The sequence below is a fragment of the Planococcus salinus genome, from assembly GCF_003719725.1.
GTDB classification, from domain to species: Bacteria; Bacillota; Bacilli; order Bacillales_A; family Planococcaceae; genus Planococcus; species Planococcus salinus.
Genome location: NZ_RIAX01000005.1, coordinates 179,789 through 196,176 on the forward strand (window position 1 = coordinate 179,789; position 16,388 = coordinate 196,176).

Consider the following 16,388-nt stretch of genomic DNA (forward strand, 5'->3'; position numbering starts at 1 on the left):
TTTGTTTCAATAAGCATCTTCTTGAAGAGAGATAATATATAGTACATGATCGCGCTCTGCCCACCTTAGGGTCCAGAGCCTTTTCTTTTTTGTTGTGTTAAATAAAATGCGGATTCCAAGAAGTTGGTCGCGTTTGAAAGAAATATAAATGGATTGATTTCCCTCTATTGCTGTTTTTGCTCTATTTCCATTAACTTCTAATTCCCCACCAACGCTCACCCACTTCATCCTTCTTGAAAACTTTTAACAATATGTAAAGGTATGTAGCTCTTACTATTTAAATCCTTTTTTGCCTCTATTTTTTGACTAAATCATGACTGTTTGAACAAAGTCACGAAATTGCACAATGAGAAACATTGCTCTTTGTGCAATTTCGTGATATAACTTTAACGTATCTTAAATGAGGTGAAGAAATGACAGAAAGCAGTTTGCGGGATAAAAAGAAATTGGCAACGCGGAAAGCATTGGCCGAAGCTGCCTTTGAACTCGCTGTCGAACGCGGTGTTGATAGTTTTGTGGTGGAAGACATTGTAACGAAGGCCGGCTATTCACGGCGGACATTCGCCAATTATTTTTCCTGCAAGGAAGAGGCGATTGCGAATTCGCTGGGTCTGGATGAATATCTGCAGCCGGTTGACCAATTCGAATTTTCTCCGAAAGATCATACACCTTTAAGTACCATTGAAGTTTTTATTCGGCGAAGCTTTACGATCAACAAACTGAAGCGGCTGAACCAGCTTATTTCGTTGTCCCGGGAGCATCCGACGCTCAGGCTGTATGTGACCGGCGCGCTGAAGGAAATGCAGGATTTTGCCGGACGCGGCATCAGTGAAGAATACGGCAGCGATTATCCGCCGGAATATTATCATATTCTGATTGGCGCGGTGTTCGGGGCGATTCTTCCGGTTCTCGATGAAAGCTTCGACGTGAATTTGCCGGATGATGAAGAACAGATCGAAAACAGCAATGAGTTCAATCAGTATATGGATACCGTTTTTGCCCATTTACGAAAAGGATTCAGCTGAACGAATTAAAACAAACAGAGAACGGAGTTGCGCACGTGTCGAGATTTTTTTACAGCATAGGAAAAACAGCATACAGCAAGCCCTGGCTTTTCATTGCCGGATGGCTGCTCATTTTAGGTGTTATTATCACCGCCATCGTAACGAATGGCGTAAGCACAAGCAGTGAAACAAGAATTGACGGAACTGCCGCACAGGACGTGCTGGACGAATTGGCGGAAGAATATCCCGCGGCTTCCGGTGGTCAGGGAAGCTATCTTTTTGAAGCAGCTGAAGGAGAAGCCATTGACGCCCCTGCAAACGCGCAGGCCCTTGCAATGGCCGTGAACGAGATTTATGAATTGGATCACGTCGTGAATCCGATGGATATGATGCAAGACGCCGAAGCAATGGCCCAAATGCAGGAAATACAAGGCATGCTGAGCCAGCTGCAGACGCCTGAAGTGGCCCACCGTCCGTTCGTCATCCAGGATATGCCGGTTCCCGGTGTCCAGATTTCGGAAGACGGCACCGTCGCATTATTTCAGTTTCAACTCACCAAAACAGCGGAAGATCTGAGTGAAGGCGAACGCGAAGAACTTGCTGATGCAGCCGCAATCGCTGAAGACGGCTCTTCCATCACCGTTATCCCGACAGGCACGCTGCAAGGTGTCGATATCCCGATTGGCGGTACGCATGAAATCATCGGCCTGGCAATCGCTGGTATTATTCTCGTTGTCACACTCGGTTCGCTTATCGCGGCAGGTCTCCCGCTCGTTGTCGCCATGATCGGCGTCGGTGTCGGTGTCGGCGGAACATTCGCCTTGTCGAATATCTTCGAGATCAACTCTCTGACGCCAGTGCTTGCCCTGATGATCGGGTTAGCAGTCGGAATCGACTATGCGCTGTTCATCGTCAACCGCCAGCGCAATCTGATCATTGCACAGAAACTGCCGGCCAAAGAAGCAGCGGCCCGTGCAACCGGCACAGCAGGCAGCGCGGTGTTCTTTGCCGGCCTGACGGTCATCATCGCATTAAGTGGTTTACTGGTCATCGGGATTGGGTTCCTGAGCAGCATGGCGCTCGTCGCTGCGTTGACCGTTTTGATCGACGTTCTTGTCGCATTGACGCTCCTGCCTGCATTACTCGGGCTGATCGGCGAACGCATCGTTTCGGATAAAACCAGAAATAAACAACAAGCTGCAACTGCTTCCAAACCAAGCTTTGCACAAGGATGGATTACAGGCCTCCTGAAAGCCAAATGGGTCGCAGTCCTGCTCGTCATCGCGGTTCTCGGTACACTCGCTGTTCCGGTCGCGCAGATGAATCTGGGCATGCCGTCCGGCGCCAGCGCCAATAAAGACACACCGACGAGACAAAGTTATGACATCATCTCTGACAGTTTCGGTGAAGGCTTCAACGGACCGCTCCTCGTCGTCGCAAAAGATAAAGACGCAGAGGCTGTCAATCCAGAGGAATATTTCCAGCTGCTGTCCAATATCTCACAGCTTGACGGCATAGCGGAAGTTTCTCCAGGCGGATTCAATGAAGACGGAACCATCGCGATCATCTCGATCATTCCGGAAAACGGACCGACGGATGAAGCGACAAAAGAATTGGTGGAGAACTTACGTACAGACGCGGCGACCACCGAAAACACGAACGCTGAAATCGGCGTGACCGGCATGACTGCGATCAATATCGACATCTCGGAGAAATTGGCCGAAGTGTTCCCAATCTATATCGCGATCATCGTCGTATTGTCACTTCTGATTTTACTGGTAGTGTTCCGCTCGATTCTGATCCCGATCAAAGCAACCGCCGGCTTCCTGTTGAGCATCATGGCAACATTCGGCGCGACAACGGCCGTATTCCAATGGGGCTGGCTCGGTTCCTTATTCGGAATTGATACAGGCGGTCCATTACTGAGCTTCATCCCGATCATGGTGACCGGTATCCTCTATGGCCTTGCGATGGATTACCAGGTATTCCTCGTGTCGTCCATGCGTGAAGCCTATATCCACGGTGAAAAAGGCGATCACGCCATCGTCAGCGGCTATAAGACTGCAAGCAAAGTGGTCGTCGCTGCAGCCTTGATCATGGTCTCCGTATTCTCGGGGTTCATCTTCACTGATGACATCATGATCAAGCAAATCGGTTTCGCCCTGGCATTCGGTATTCTCGTGGATGCTTTCCTGATCCGCATGATTTTCGTTCCGGCCGTCATGGCGATGTTCGGCGACAAAATCTGGTGGCTGCCAAAATGGCTCGACAAGCTGTTGCCGGACCTGGACATCGAAGGAGAGAAACTGTTGCAGGAACTGGATAAAGAAGAAAAGATTAGAGTGAAGAATACAGAACAGAATCCTGTATGATTCTGATTGAGCTGCCGGGGATGTTTCCGGCAGCTTTTTCTTCGGGTAAAGTAAACCCCGGATGGGACACTCTTGGCTTCTGGTTCCAGTAGTTTTCCAGTTCGCCCCTGTGTTGGACACTTTTATGACTATTTCCTTTTTCTGATAAACATACAAACGCCGTGTCTGGAAACCTTTGGGGTTTCTGGACACGGCGTTTTTGGTATGCATTTGTTGTGAATAAAGGGAATTGTTTTTAGCACAGGGGGCCGGTTTTATCAATTTATGTTGGTTTTGTTGAATTTGTTGATTTTAAATTGTATAATTAAAATAAACTTGGAGGTGGAGAAAATGATTCCTACTATTGATCAAAAACAGGAAAAAGAACAAGAAAAACTATGGGCCAGCGTAGAAACATTGTCTTCTATCAATAGCGAACAAGCCGAGGCCGTATTGAAAACAACTGTCGAACGTTCTTTGAAGCAAATGGGTTTTGCGACTCCAGCGATTTCCGGTCTTTCATTGAAAATAACTGATTTACAATCTGTGTTGGAATTACACGAATTGGAACGGAAAATAAAGCAGCAATTGAAGAAAACTGATCATGAAACTGCCTCTGAGCTTCTGATCGATTATTTCGAAAAGGTAAGTCAAATGACTGATGAAGATCCTGCAGCCATCCAAAAAAAGCTGCTTGCTTCTCTTGTGGCTCGTAATGCCAAAAGAACTTTAAAACCCTTTTATATCAGGCGGTCTTCTAAACGCCACAAAACAACAAGCTCCTATTATTCGCCAAGTGAAGCAGCTAAAAAAATTGGGTTGAGTGATCAAACGATTCGGAGAATGTGCGAAAAAGGAAAGTTTGATGGAGCCTATAAAACAGATGGCGGCCATTGGAAAATCCCTAAGAGTAACTTTATTACAACTGATGAACAAGATGCACGAGCGAAAGACTTTTTCGAACGAATTGATGCCAAAAATCAGAAAGCAGGGCAAGTCGATGAATTCGATTTATGACTCACCGGCTATTCCGAAAGTTTTTATAGATACCACCATTCTTTGCGGAGCTTTGCGTACAGATGGTATCAATCGTAAAATTTTACAAGCTGCCCGCTTTCCAAATCTTTATCAACCTGTTTTCTCTAAAGTTTGCTTGTTTGAATTTGTGCGCAATGCAGCCAATGGATTAGGTAAAGGGGATAAACGTGTGAGGTATGGAGCGGATGACATCGAAGAATTCTTTCAGGAATTTCTCAATCCCATTTTTGAACATTATGAGCATTTGCCGGTTAACAGTGTTTTAGGGAGATATAGTGTAGAAACGATCATTCGAGAACATTTGCCGTTAGGAGATGTGTTAGTGGAATTAAGCGGATGCGATTATAACACCGCTAAAACCATAGCGAAGAAACAAGAGATGGCCGAACCACTTTCCAACTTCGATCAGGACGATGTTCATGTGTGGGTAACAGCAATTCAAGAGAACTGCGATATAATCCTAACTTCCAACATTAAGCGTTTTCCTTCTGAGATAGGAAAATATACAACGCATTGACCCACGAGTATTCTATGCATCTTTACAAAAAGCCTAAAGAGTGGATTAAATCTAAAACGTTCCAAATATAAACTTTAAGTAAGTCTATTTATGACTAACTATAAAAGTGCATGCAGAGTCCTATCCATCACTGGAAGAGCCGGATTCTTCAGGCACTCTTTTTACATCCTCCCCAGGGAGCGGGACAAATTGAATCGCTTCTGACACAGGGGCGTGATTTTAACGCTAGTGGGGGGCGATTCTTATGTAGTTGTCGTGTAGAAACTGAATGATTTTCAATTCAAAGGCACGTTTTCTCCCAATCAATCCTTCTCTTCCCTCTCACTCCATCTGACCTCTTCCGAAGGATCCACCATCTCAAGCTTTACCTGAAACCCTTCATAGCTCATTAGCATCTTTCCGATTTCTTTCCACGCGTAGGACTTCCCATCCACTACTAGCACAGGGACATCTTCATCCAGCGGATTCCATTCAATCCGTCCAGCCATACGGTCTTTCTTCATTGAAAGACTGGATTGACCATTTGAGAACTTCCTCGCCTCCACATACATTTCGGCCATTCCCCGTTCTGCCTTGGAAATCAATTGCAGAAACAACTCGCCCTGATCTCCATGCAAATCACCAAACACCTGAAAGTGGTAGCCACCAGATGCTTGCTCTTCCGCTTCCATCACGATTCCCATCGGATCCAGGCGTTTCCTCAACCGGAAATGATGAACTTCTCCCTTGCCATCGCGGAGCGTCACACCTTCCGGATAACTCTCTGCTTCTACACCGAGTTCGTTCGCCATTATCTCATTAAAGCAATCCAAGCAAAGCCGGTCTTCGCCGAAATGAATATACACTTCGTTCTTTTGACATTCTTGGCACTTGGCCATCCCTGCCACCTCTTTCGTTTTCTAGAAGTTTCTCTCTTAACCATAGATTAAGAGACGGCTGATGACAACTGGTTGGAAAGAAAGCGCAACGGAGGGAGTTTTTCCATATCTACGATAAAAAGCGCAACAACCTGGGGAATTTCTGTTTTCCATGCATTTTCCAATTCGCCCCTGTGTTGGACCACTAGTGCTTCAGCGCAGGGGAGCGATTTCTTCAGGAGGAATTTGCGCTTGCTTCCCGGGAGAGCAGATATTCAATCGTTTGACTGAATATTCATTATTTTATATAAAATCTTATAGTGAATGAAAAGCAATCATGTTAACATTGAGTTATTAGTTTAAGGAGGGTTTTTGATGGACCAATTATTCAATAAATTAGATGAGTTGTTTGATGAGATCGTTGAGATTCGCCGCTATCTTCATAAATATCCCGAACTGTCTTTTGAAGAAACGGAAACGGCAAAATACATTGCAGATTTCCATAAGAATTTGGGCCATGAGGTACGGGAACATGTAGGCGGCAATGGTGTGCTTGCTTATTTAAAAGGAGATAAACCCGGTCCGACAATTGCTCTTCGCGCTGACTTTGATGCGCTGCCGATTCAGGAACAGACGGATGTGCCTTTCAAATCCACAAATGAAGGCGTCATGCATGCCTGTGGACATGACGGACATACAGCTACATTGTTAGGTCTTGCCAAAGCGCTCAACAGCATGAAATCTGAAATTGAAGGGACTGTGTTATTTCTCCACCAGCACGCTGAGGAATTGCCTCCAGGCGGCGCAATCGCCATGATTGAAGACGGCTGCCTGGAAGGGGTCGATGTGATTTTCGGAACCCATTTGCAAGCCCAGATACCGCTCGGGGAAATCGCTTATCGTTCAGGTCCTTTGCAAGCTGCTCCTGACAAATTCGATATTAAGATTATCGGTAAAGGCGGTCATGGCGCCAACCCGCACGAAACAAAAGACAGCATTGTCATCGGTGGCCAGCTGATCAACAACCTTCAGCAGATTGTCAGCAGACGAATCGATCCTTTGGAATCCGCCGTAGTCTCCATCTGTAACTTCGAAGCAAAAAATCCTTATAATGTGATTGCGGATACGGCTGTCATGTCGGGAACCGTCCGGACCTTCAAAGAAGAGATCCGCAGCTTTATCGAAAAGGAAATCGACCGTGTCATCGAAGGGACTTGTCTGGTTTCCGGAGCAGATTATGAATACACCTATACCCGTGGTTATCCGACAACCGTCAATCACAAAGAAGAAACCGAATTTATTGCGGCTTTGGCCCCTTCTGTCCCGGGAGTCGAGACTGTGAAAGAAACGGAACCAATCATGGGCGGAGAAGATTTCTCTTACTATCTGCAAAACGTCAAAGGCACCTTCTTCTTTACAGGAGCCAAAAACCCGGACACCGATGAAGCTTTTCCGCATCATCACCCGAAATTTGATATCGACGAACGTGCCTTGCTGACGGCAGCGAAAGTTTTGGGTGCTGCAACGTTAAGCTATGCAAAAAAAGAAGAACCCCTAGTGAATACAGCCCAATAAACATGAGTGTCTTACTGCCCGTTTAAAGAATACAATCTGATTAAGCTGGATAATACGCCCTGCGTCAGACACTTTTATGACTATTTCACTTACGCGATAAACAGACGAATGCCGTGTCCTGAAACCTTTGGGGTTTCTGGACACGGCTGTTTCAGTATCTGATTTTCTTATTTACATTGGATTCTCTTCAGTACAGAAGAGACATTTTCTCTTTTCCAGCAGTTCTCAAACATTCTTTATTTTCTTTAGATACTATTAATTTAACATCTCTAAACCTTCTAGAAACATATCTGTTATCGTATATAAATGCTCTCCTGCAATGAAAAATGAAAGATCATCTCTCTCTGTCAACCCTGTGATTATATATCCGTTAGCTCCTCGCTGGTGCTCTATCATTTGAATTGTGTGGACGTAAAGTTCTTCGTCTTTTTCAGTTGCAGGAATGGCATTAACTTCATACACGTTTAATAATTCATTAAACTCACTTGTCCATCTAATTAAATCATCGACAATGTTCTGATTTTCATAACCATCCATCGCTAAGATTTCAAAGTTACTTCCAATTAAATCTAATTGATTTCTGAAACTCTTATAATACATGTCGTTATATTCTTTGAATGATGAACTATATTCTGTTTTACCAATAGTTTCTTGTATATCTGCTTCCACTTCTTCCGATTCTTCAACGGCTTCCTCAGCTTGTGCATTCTCTAAAGCTATTTTTCTCTCTTCATCAGTTAATCCAGTTTCAAAATTTAATTCGCTTGATTTTATGTATAAAGTATAAGCATCACCTACAGAGTCTAGTGCTTTACTAACGCTAACATCTTCAGAACTTTCATATCTTCTACTAACTTGCAGTTGGCTTCCACCCAGATCATGATTGTAAAAATCCTTGTTTTCATTGATCTCAATGAACATTTCAAGAAAATAAAATCCATCCTGTAAACCTTGTATCATATCATCAGTTATATGAAATTCAACTCTATTTTCATTTTCTTTTTCTATCTCTACTGGTTCAATCGCGTGGAAAAGATCCCCATTAGGAGTATGTATTGCTCCTCCTACTTCTGTGCCTAGTGGTATGTTAGTATAGAAGTCAGCACTTAAAACCTGACTTTCCTTATCATAGCTTAGGTTCTTCAAATCGACGGATATACTCTTATTTTCACAAGCTGACAAAAATAAGAATGCGATTAAAATAATTCTGATTAATTTATTGTTATGGTGTACGGAACTGGGCATTGTAGTTACTTCCTCTTCCTTGTGCAAAATTTCTTAGTTGTAAAAAACAATATTTGAGAGATGAATTATAACAAAAATGAAAACCTCTTTAAGATTTACTTAAGTTGTAAGACATAAACCCTAGCAGATTGCGATAAGAATTGTTCCTATTTAAAATTAATAATCTTCTATCTCTAATTCAGCGTTTACAGCCGACCTTTATATATAATAGGTCGGCCAAATTTTAATATAAGATTATGTAATCCTTTTCTTACTGCTTCTCCTTAACCAACGCTCCCTTCAACTTCTCCTCAAACAACCGCAGCATCTTCTCTCTTAACTCCGGCCGCTTCAATGCAAACTCGATCGTCGTCTCGATAAAGCCGAACTTCTCGCCCACGTCAAAACGCTGGCCTTCAAAGTCATAGGCATAGACCGACTGGGAGTCGTTCAGTTTCTCGATGGCGTCGGTCAGTTGGATTTCGCCGCCTGCGCCGAGCTGGTGTTCGCCCAGGAAGTCGAATATTTCCGGCGTGAGGATGTAACGGCCCATGATGGCGTAGTTGGATGGCGCGGTTCCGGCTGCCGGTTTTTCGACGAATTTGTTGACTTCGATCAGTTTACCGTCTACTGAGACGGGATCAATGATGCCGTAGCGGTGGGTGTCTTCGTCCGCCACTTGCTGGACGCCGATGACGCTTTTGCCTGTCTTGTCGTATTGGTTCATCAATTGCGCCAAACACGGTTCCTCATTTTCGACGATGTCATCGCCCAGGAGCACAGCAAACGGCTCATCTCCGATGAATTTCCGCGCCGTCCATATCGCATGTCCGAGCCCAAGTGCTTCTTTTTGGCGGATGTAATGAATTTCAACTTTTGATGAAGCATTCACCGAATCCAACATCTCCAGCTTGCCTTTTTTCATCAGGTTTTCTTCCAATTCAAACGCGTGATCGAAATGGTCTTCGATTGCCCGCTTGCCTTTACCCGTCACGATGATGATGTCTTCAATTCCGGAAGCAATCGCTTCTTCGATGATGTATTGGATCGTCGGTTTATCGACGATCGGCAGCATTTCTTTTGGCATGGCTTTTGTGGCAGGTAAAAATCGTGTACCCAGACCTGCCGCCGGGATAATGGCTTTCTTTACTCCCAACATCTGCACCTTCTTTTCATTTTGCACTGACTTTTGCTACTTCGTAATACTCGCAATACCAATCTACGAATTTCTGCAAGCCTTCTTCAATGGATGTTTCTGGCTCAGTCGCCTAATAGTTTGGTGGCTGTCGTTTCTAGCAGATTCCAATTCGTCCCTGCGTTGAAAACTTTTACGATTATTTCCTTTTATAATAAATATATGAATGCGGAGTCTTGAAACTCTAGTGATTCCTAAACATGGCATTTTGAACACGCAACGTCGTGTATATACTGAATTTTTTTAAACACAGAGGCAAGATTTTAATTTACACTTGTATTATATTTTCAAGATTTTTTAAATTTCATCAAAATTCTTTTATTATATTTCTTAACCACATTCTTTTCAGAAGAGTTTAAACCTAAAGTACAGATTAAAATAATATAGGTTGTAACAACAAAAATAGTTTTTAAAAATAAATCCAACCATCCGAGTCCCCCTATATTAGGGAAGAAGTGACCCAAGAAAATAGTTAAAATAATAACTGACAAAATACCCTTTAAAGTTTCTTTGAAAAACTTTTTTACGTTTATCCCTATTTTATACCAATAGTACCAATTTATTATTATTACTTGAAATACAATGATTGATACTGCAGTGGAGACTCCAACTCCTAACGGTCCCATTAACGTTCCTAATAAAATTGAGGCCGGTACATTTAATACTGCCATTACAAGATAAGCGTAGGCTTTAAATGCGTGTTTATTTTTAACTTGAATAATAACACCAGCAAGTGTTTGAAACATAGGAATAGTTAAGGGGATAAAAATTATTAAAGTGACCCAATAAACTTCTGTGTAACTTGGTCCTGCCCATAATTGAACAAAGGACTCTCCCAAAATTACAAAACTAGATAGTACAAGTCCTAAAATTAAAAATTGAACTCGCCCAACTTTAATCATAAGATTTGTTAAGTCATCACCAGTGGCTCCTTTAGTAACTAATATCGAAACTTTAGGCATAAAAACACTCGAGATACTCAAGGAAAACTGTTGGTAATACATAACTAAATTGATTGATAGAGCGTAAATAGCTACTGCTGCTGTATTATTATATATACCAAGAGTAACTTGTCCGATCTGCCAAAACAATTGGTTAACAATTGATTGAATAAAAACAAAAAATGAGTAATTCAGGATCTCTTTTATAAATGCTTTATTTAAATTGTGTAACTTCACTCTAAGGTTAAGGAATTTAAAGCAATATACTCCATAGACAAGACCAATACCAATATTAAAGATAGTATCTACTACTACTATCGCTACTGACTGATAGCCCATAAGCAAAATTGACAAAAGAACGCCCGTACGTAAAAATATCCTTAAAATACTTAATGTATTTACAAAATTAAACTTCCCATAACCTCTCGCTATAAATTGAAATGAACCAAGAGGAAGTGTCAGCGTTAAATTGAAAACTAAGATAGCAGCCATAATTTGCGCTTTAGCAAATTCCTCAGCTGAGAGTGAATTAGCAAAGAAAAAGTCTAGATTTTTCACTAATACTATCCCTACAGCTAATACTAATAATGATATTATGCAATAAATAAGAAAACTGGTTGCTAAAAAATTTTCTTGTTTTCTATAATCTTCTTCACTTTGATACTTAGAAATAAACCGATAAATGGTGTTATGCAATCCAAAATCCATAATTGAAATGTAGCCTACTAACGAACCAATTAGCATATATAAACCGTATTCTGATTGACCCAATTCTTTTAATAAAAAAGGCGTGAATAATATTCCTACGATAGTGGTCAACAATATGTTCACATAAGATAATATTGCACCGGATTTTATTTGGTCTTTAGACATTTTAGGATTCACTTATATTTACCATCTTACAACTTATTAATTCTTGCATTAAAGCCCTATATGTATTTAAAACAATAAGCTTAGTGCTTTCATTACTAGACAAAACTCTGTTAAACAACATTTCAATCATAAATATGTTAAAATATTCTAATCTATTGGTTTGATCAAATATCATATTGAAAGCTTTAAATAACTCAATTATTTCTGAATCATATTTTCCATCCAGATAATTACGAAGATAAGAAATATCATTATTATAAACTGCTTCATTCTGCATCCACCAAAAAAGGTCATACAGAAATATGAACTCCCCAGAATGTTCCCAATCAATAAAATATATATCATTTTCTTTATTATTACTTAGTAAAATATTGTATAACCACAAATCTCCATGTTGATTTACAAGAGGTAAATTCGAATTAATTAGTTCTGCTGAGATATTTAAATCTAGCATATCACCGAGGCTTTTGAGAATACCATCATTTCTGATTTGGGTTAACTTATCCCTCATACATGTATAAACTACAGTATTATTCTCAGCATATTGGAAGTAATATTGAGCATATGTTTGAAATATATTAGAAATCACTTTGTTGTAATCTAACTCAGTCCACTCATTTTTAGGCTTAGAAATAATAAGTTGTTCGAAACATATTTTTTCACTAAGATTATACGAGATAACTCTAGGTATTCTAAAGTATTTACTGAAGTAATTATAATTATTTATCTTTTTCTGTAATGCTTTTCTTTCAACGCAAATACTTAGAACTTCTTTAGTATTTATATCAAAAATCTTAACATCTTTCTCTTCGGTTAAATCATTTGAAAGTAAATATACAGTACCCATAAAACTTTTATCAATCACCTCTCCTTTCACAATATTTTTTCGAGGAACAAAGAAACTTTTATAAATACTCTTGATACTAAACGAAGAATTGAGTTTGTAATTATTTTTTAAAATCACATTATTTACGAACTCTTTGGTATCCAAGTCGTTTCTATATATATACTTTAAATTTTGGTCTAAGACATATTTTCCAGGAGCCAAATAGACATGGTGTTCTTTGAATTTTTTTACAGTTGTTGCTATAACTCTATTAAAAGCAATCAATCTTTTAATCACACTTAATTCTCCTAAGTAAAATGAATTTATTTATTTGAAATTTCATTTTTGTAAGATACATATCTATTTGGCTGTATCAATGCTCTACTACAAGGCCCTTCAACAAATATGGTGTTCTTACCCTGCATTATTGACTGTGAAAGATTCAAAATCCTCTTAGCAGCCTCTTTTGAATTCCAACTATTCTCCACTGTTTTATATGCTTCAACACTAATTACTTCCCGCAACTTAGGATCGTCCATGAGTTTTGTTACGCATTGATAAAAATGCTTTAAATCGCCGTTCTTGTATATTAATCCATTTTTATTATTTTCCAGCATAAATGGCACTGAACCAATGGCATGACTAGCGACAACCGCACACCCACTATTCATTGCTTCATTTAATACGGCTCCCCACCCTTCATTAAAATCGCTAGTAAATAAATAGATATTTGAGGATTCCATATATTCTCTAACTCTTTTAGGATCCATGCTACCTAAAATTTCTACATAATCAGATAAACCATATTGAGTTATTAATTTATTAAGTGATATCTTCATTTCTCCATTACCAATCAACTGTAAAGTGAAATTATATCCTGCAGTCTTCAACATTCTAGCTATTTCTATTGCTTGCTCAGGATGTTTCCATTTAATAAATCTACCAACCCAAAGTAACTTCATTTTTTCATTTTTATTCTTTTCATAAATCAATTCGTTAATAAAATGCTCTTTCACTTCAGGGAAATATCCCCACTTAAATGTTTTATTTTTATATGCTCCTACCATATTAAAATCAGCAGCTGTATAAGCACTAGCACAGAGCATATATAAATTTTTATTAGTATTTAATGTGTGATTTTTGAGAAGAGAAATGAATACTTTAGGATTTAAAATTCTATATTTCCCTTTCTTAAAGATTCTCTCCATGTAGTAAAAAGTTAATTTATTTTTTTTATTACGATCTTTTATAAAGCAGGTTGGTGCTGACCCTATAATAACTACATCACTATTATTGCCTAATCTTACAGCCTCTTCTTTATTTTCATTATCAGTGTAAGTATTTAAGGAAAAAGGATACAAATTACTCATGTCAGAATATCCTAAATTTATTCTTTCTGCTGGTATAGGTTCAGTAGCAACAAATTTAAAATCTTCACCTAATAATTTATACATTTCTAAGCAAAATGAAAGTTGATGGTGATTCAAAAAGTTAGAAAAAAATGTTACTTTCACATTACGCCTCCTTCTAAACTACATATTTCTTTAAATTATACTTATGAGAAATTTTGTACTTTTTACGGTTCATCGATTATATCTTTATATATCTTAATAATTCTATTAGTATTTCTATCTAAATCATGTATTAGTAAAGAATGCTTTCTAGCTTTCTCAGAAAAACTTATAGCTAATTCTTTCTTTTTAAAAATTTCTCCCACATGGTGAGCGAGCATATAAGGTGCATCATGTTGATACAGAATTCCATCTTCATAATGCTTAACTCTGTCTATAACACCACCAACATACGATGCTATTGTCGGTACACCCAGTATTCTGGCTTCACTTAATGAATTTGATTCATTTTCAATAGTTGAAGCAGATATAAATATATTTGATTGCAAAAATCTTTCACACATCTGTTTTTCACTCAATGGTCCCGTAAAAATAACATTTTTTTCAATATCAAATTTTTTTATTAATTTTTTTAAATATCTTCCGTAATTAGTTATTAACAACTTATCAAAAAGAGTATTTGTTTTGGTAATATCTTTCCCACTTATATATAATTTAGTTTTCGGATATTTTTTTAAAATTTCTGGCATCGCACTCAATACATAATGTAATCCTTTAATTGGGTAATGTGCCTGACTGATAAAAAGTGAAAATTCCTGACATCGATTAATGTCCCATTTATGTTTATAAAATTCTTCTCTCAGGACTTCATTACAGAAGTGGTATTTTGCGTCTGGATTTATTTGAGCCGTGCTAGCTCTATCCCAAGTAGTTCTCCCGATTATATGCTTCACTCCTTTTATAGCTTTAATCTCATTGTCTCCTCTTTTTTCAAACAGTCTCTTTAATCCTTTGACATTGTCCAACCTCAAAATATTCCTTAAGGTAAATCCATATACAATCTTAAATGGTAAAGTAGAAAAAGTATGTTTGGAAATTATTGAGACTAATCCTTGAATAGATATAACAGTTTTAACATGTTTCTCTTTACAAGTATTTACCATAGATAATGAGTGTGCCATTTCGGTGCCATAAATGTGCACCACATCGGGATTAACTTCTTCTATAATTTTTCTGAAGTTTAAATTATATCTTATTATTTTTTTATCTGAATCTTGTACGGGCTTAAACGCATAATACGTTATATTCTCACCAGCATATCTTGTGAAGTCTGTAACTCCTTTTCTGGGAAATAAAATAAATAACTCGATATCTTTCTGTTTCGATAGTTCTTCTGCGGCCTTAATAAGCCACCCTCCAAATGGCGAGGGTTTGTCGCCCAACATAATGCTTACTTCAGGTAAAGGGATATTAACTAGCCATAGAATTTTCAAATAAATAACACTTCTTTCATTTTTACTGGAATTCGAATTAGTTTCTTTGAAGATATACAATTTATTTAAATATCAAATAATATGGATCGTATCCAGTGTCTCTTAAAACTAAATAATTGTATAAGATACAAAAGATTATTAAAGCCATGATATACATTCCTCGTAGCTCTTTACTTTTTATTTGTGAAATAATTATTGGTATTATTAACAGCGCATATGGTGCAAAGAAATGAGATAACCTTTCAATCATCATTACTTTCAAACCCAAAATACTAAAGAACGCATAAAAAATAATTGCATTTACACTTATTTTATATTTAAGATTTTCTAAATTAATCTTTTTAAAATGAAACATTACAAAGATTAAAATTGAAATTGGCAACACAATATTCGTGTATTTTAGACCTGACATCCCGTATGAATCTACTTTATATTCGGTATAAAAATACGTTTGAATATAATCTATAATATTCCCTATATATAGCATTGATATTATTGCAATAAAAAAAATAACTATTATATTTTTTAGCTTGAACCTATTATTTAGTATAAAGAAAAAAATAATCATAATTAAAGCAGTTCTGTGAAATAAAGCAGCTAAAAAAACTGTTAATATATACTTTCCCATCTTTCTTTCAAATAAATATTGGGAGCCGGCAAAGATAATTGCAGCAGCTAGTATTTGTCTCGTTATATTGAAAGAAGCATAGAAACTCCCTATTGTGACAAACAACAATACACTAATCCAAATATAAGGAGAATATTTTTTAAATTGCGTATAAAAACATAGCAGGATAATTAAAGAGGTAAAAATAAATAAATACAACTCGTTAGTGGTAAATACTCCAATAGTTTTATTTAAAAATACATATCCTATTTCTTGATAGATGTCTAAATAAAAGATATCTAGCCAACTAAATTGATTATAATAATTAAATAAGTTCACATAAGCATCATAATCAGTTGTAAATTCACCTCTAAAGGAAGACAATATAAAAAGCAAAATAAAGCTTGGAATTATAAATATGAGAACAATTAAATTTGATTTTTTATTACTTGAATTTCTTTCTTTTGAATTTATAATTTCATAAAGAAATCCAAAAAAGATTATTATTATATTAACTAAAAGGTATAATAACATT

General features: G+C 38.2%; 14 protein-coding genes. 5 read left to right on the forward strand and 9 right to left on the reverse strand.

The window, feature by feature from the left end:
* Positions 1 to 6: 6 nt before the first annotated feature.
* On the reverse strand, positions 7 to 219 hold the full coding sequence (locus EEX84_RS09065) for a hypothetical protein (protein ID WP_123165311.1): 213 nt from the start codon (positions 217 to 219) through the stop codon (positions 7 to 9).
* 194 nt (positions 220 to 413) lie between these two features.
* Between EEX84_RS09065 and EEX84_RS09070 the strand changes: the two genes are divergently transcribed.
* The 4 genes from EEX84_RS09070 to EEX84_RS09085 all read left to right on the forward strand — a co-directional run bounded on the left by EEX84_RS09070 (position 414) and on the right by EEX84_RS09085 (position 4,910).
* Positions 414 to 1,025, forward strand: coding sequence for a TetR/AcrR family transcriptional regulator (locus tag EEX84_RS09070; protein ID WP_123165312.1), 612 nt, complete (start codon positions 414 to 416; stop codon positions 1,023 to 1,025).
* Between the two features lie 35 nt (positions 1,026 to 1,060).
* Entirely contained in the window at positions 1,061 to 3,376 is a 2,316-nt protein-coding gene (locus tag EEX84_RS09075; protein ID WP_123165313.1) for an MMPL family transporter, read from the forward strand.
* Between the two features lie 330 nt (positions 3,377 to 3,706).
* Positions 3,707 to 4,372 (forward strand): helix-turn-helix domain-containing protein, encoded by a 666-nt coding sequence (locus EEX84_RS09080; protein ID WP_123165314.1) that lies wholly within the window; start codon positions 3,707 to 3,709, stop codon positions 4,370 to 4,372.
* Positions 4,356 to 4,910, forward strand: a complete 555-nt coding sequence (locus tag EEX84_RS09085) for a PIN domain-containing protein (protein ID WP_123165315.1) — start codon at positions 4,356 to 4,358, stop codon at positions 4,908 to 4,910. Before EEX84_RS09080 ends, EEX84_RS09085 begins: the two co-directional genes overlap by 17 nt.
* Positions 4,911 to 5,212: 302 nt before the next feature.
* Here the strand turns inward: EEX84_RS09085 and EEX84_RS09090 are convergent, their stop codons facing one another.
* Positions 5,213 to 5,788: a DUF7713 domain-containing protein gene (locus tag EEX84_RS09090; protein ID WP_123165316.1), complete on the reverse strand. Its 576-nt coding sequence runs from the start codon at positions 5,786 to 5,788 to the stop codon at positions 5,213 to 5,215.
* Positions 5,789 to 6,142: 354 nt separating this feature from the next.
* Between EEX84_RS09090 and EEX84_RS09095 the strand changes: the two genes are divergently transcribed.
* Positions 6,143 to 7,342, forward strand: a complete 1,200-nt coding sequence (locus EEX84_RS09095; protein WP_123165317.1) for a M20 family metallopeptidase — start codon at positions 6,143 to 6,145, stop codon at positions 7,340 to 7,342.
* A 255-nt stretch (positions 7,343 to 7,597) separates the two neighbouring features.
* On the opposite strand, the gene EEX84_RS09100 is transcribed toward EEX84_RS09095, so the two are convergent.
* The 7 genes from EEX84_RS09100 to EEX84_RS09130 all read right to left on the reverse strand — a co-directional run bounded on the left by EEX84_RS09100 (position 7,598) and on the right by EEX84_RS09130 (position 16,387).
* Complete coding sequence (locus tag EEX84_RS09100; protein WP_123165318.1) at positions 7,598 to 8,587, reverse strand: hypothetical protein; 990 nt, start codon at positions 8,585 to 8,587, stop codon at positions 7,598 to 7,600.
* Positions 8,588 to 8,837: 250 nt separating this feature from the next.
* Positions 8,838 to 9,725 (reverse strand): UTP--glucose-1-phosphate uridylyltransferase GalU, encoded by an 888-nt coding sequence (gene galU, locus EEX84_RS09105; protein ID WP_148039019.1) that lies wholly within the window; start codon positions 9,723 to 9,725, stop codon positions 8,838 to 8,840.
* Positions 9,726 to 10,048: 323 nt separating this feature from the next.
* On the reverse strand, positions 10,049 to 11,575 hold the full coding sequence (locus tag EEX84_RS09110; RefSeq protein WP_123165319.1) for a lipopolysaccharide biosynthesis protein: 1,527 nt from the start codon (positions 11,573 to 11,575) through the stop codon (positions 10,049 to 10,051).
* 1 nt (position 11,576) lies between these two features.
* A complete protein-coding gene (locus EEX84_RS09115) occupies positions 11,577 to 12,698 on the reverse strand; it encodes a phosphotransferase (RefSeq protein ID WP_123165320.1) in 1,122 nt (373 codons plus the stop codon).
* Between the two features lie 26 nt (positions 12,699 to 12,724).
* Positions 12,725 to 13,915: a glycosyltransferase family 4 protein gene (locus EEX84_RS09120; protein ID WP_123165321.1), complete on the reverse strand. Its 1,191-nt coding sequence runs from the start codon at positions 13,913 to 13,915 to the stop codon at positions 12,725 to 12,727.
* A gap of 62 nt (positions 13,916 to 13,977) precedes the next feature.
* The gene (locus EEX84_RS09125) at positions 13,978 to 15,246 is read right to left on the reverse strand and encodes a glycosyltransferase (protein WP_123165322.1); all 1,269 of its coding nucleotides are present in this window, start codon (positions 15,244 to 15,246) and stop codon (positions 13,978 to 13,980) included.
* A gap of 61 nt (positions 15,247 to 15,307) precedes the next feature.
* Complete coding sequence (locus EEX84_RS09130) at positions 15,308 to 16,387, reverse strand: EpsG family protein (RefSeq protein ID WP_123165323.1); 1,080 nt, start codon at positions 16,385 to 16,387, stop codon at positions 15,308 to 15,310.
* Position 16,388 lies beyond the last annotated feature (1 nt).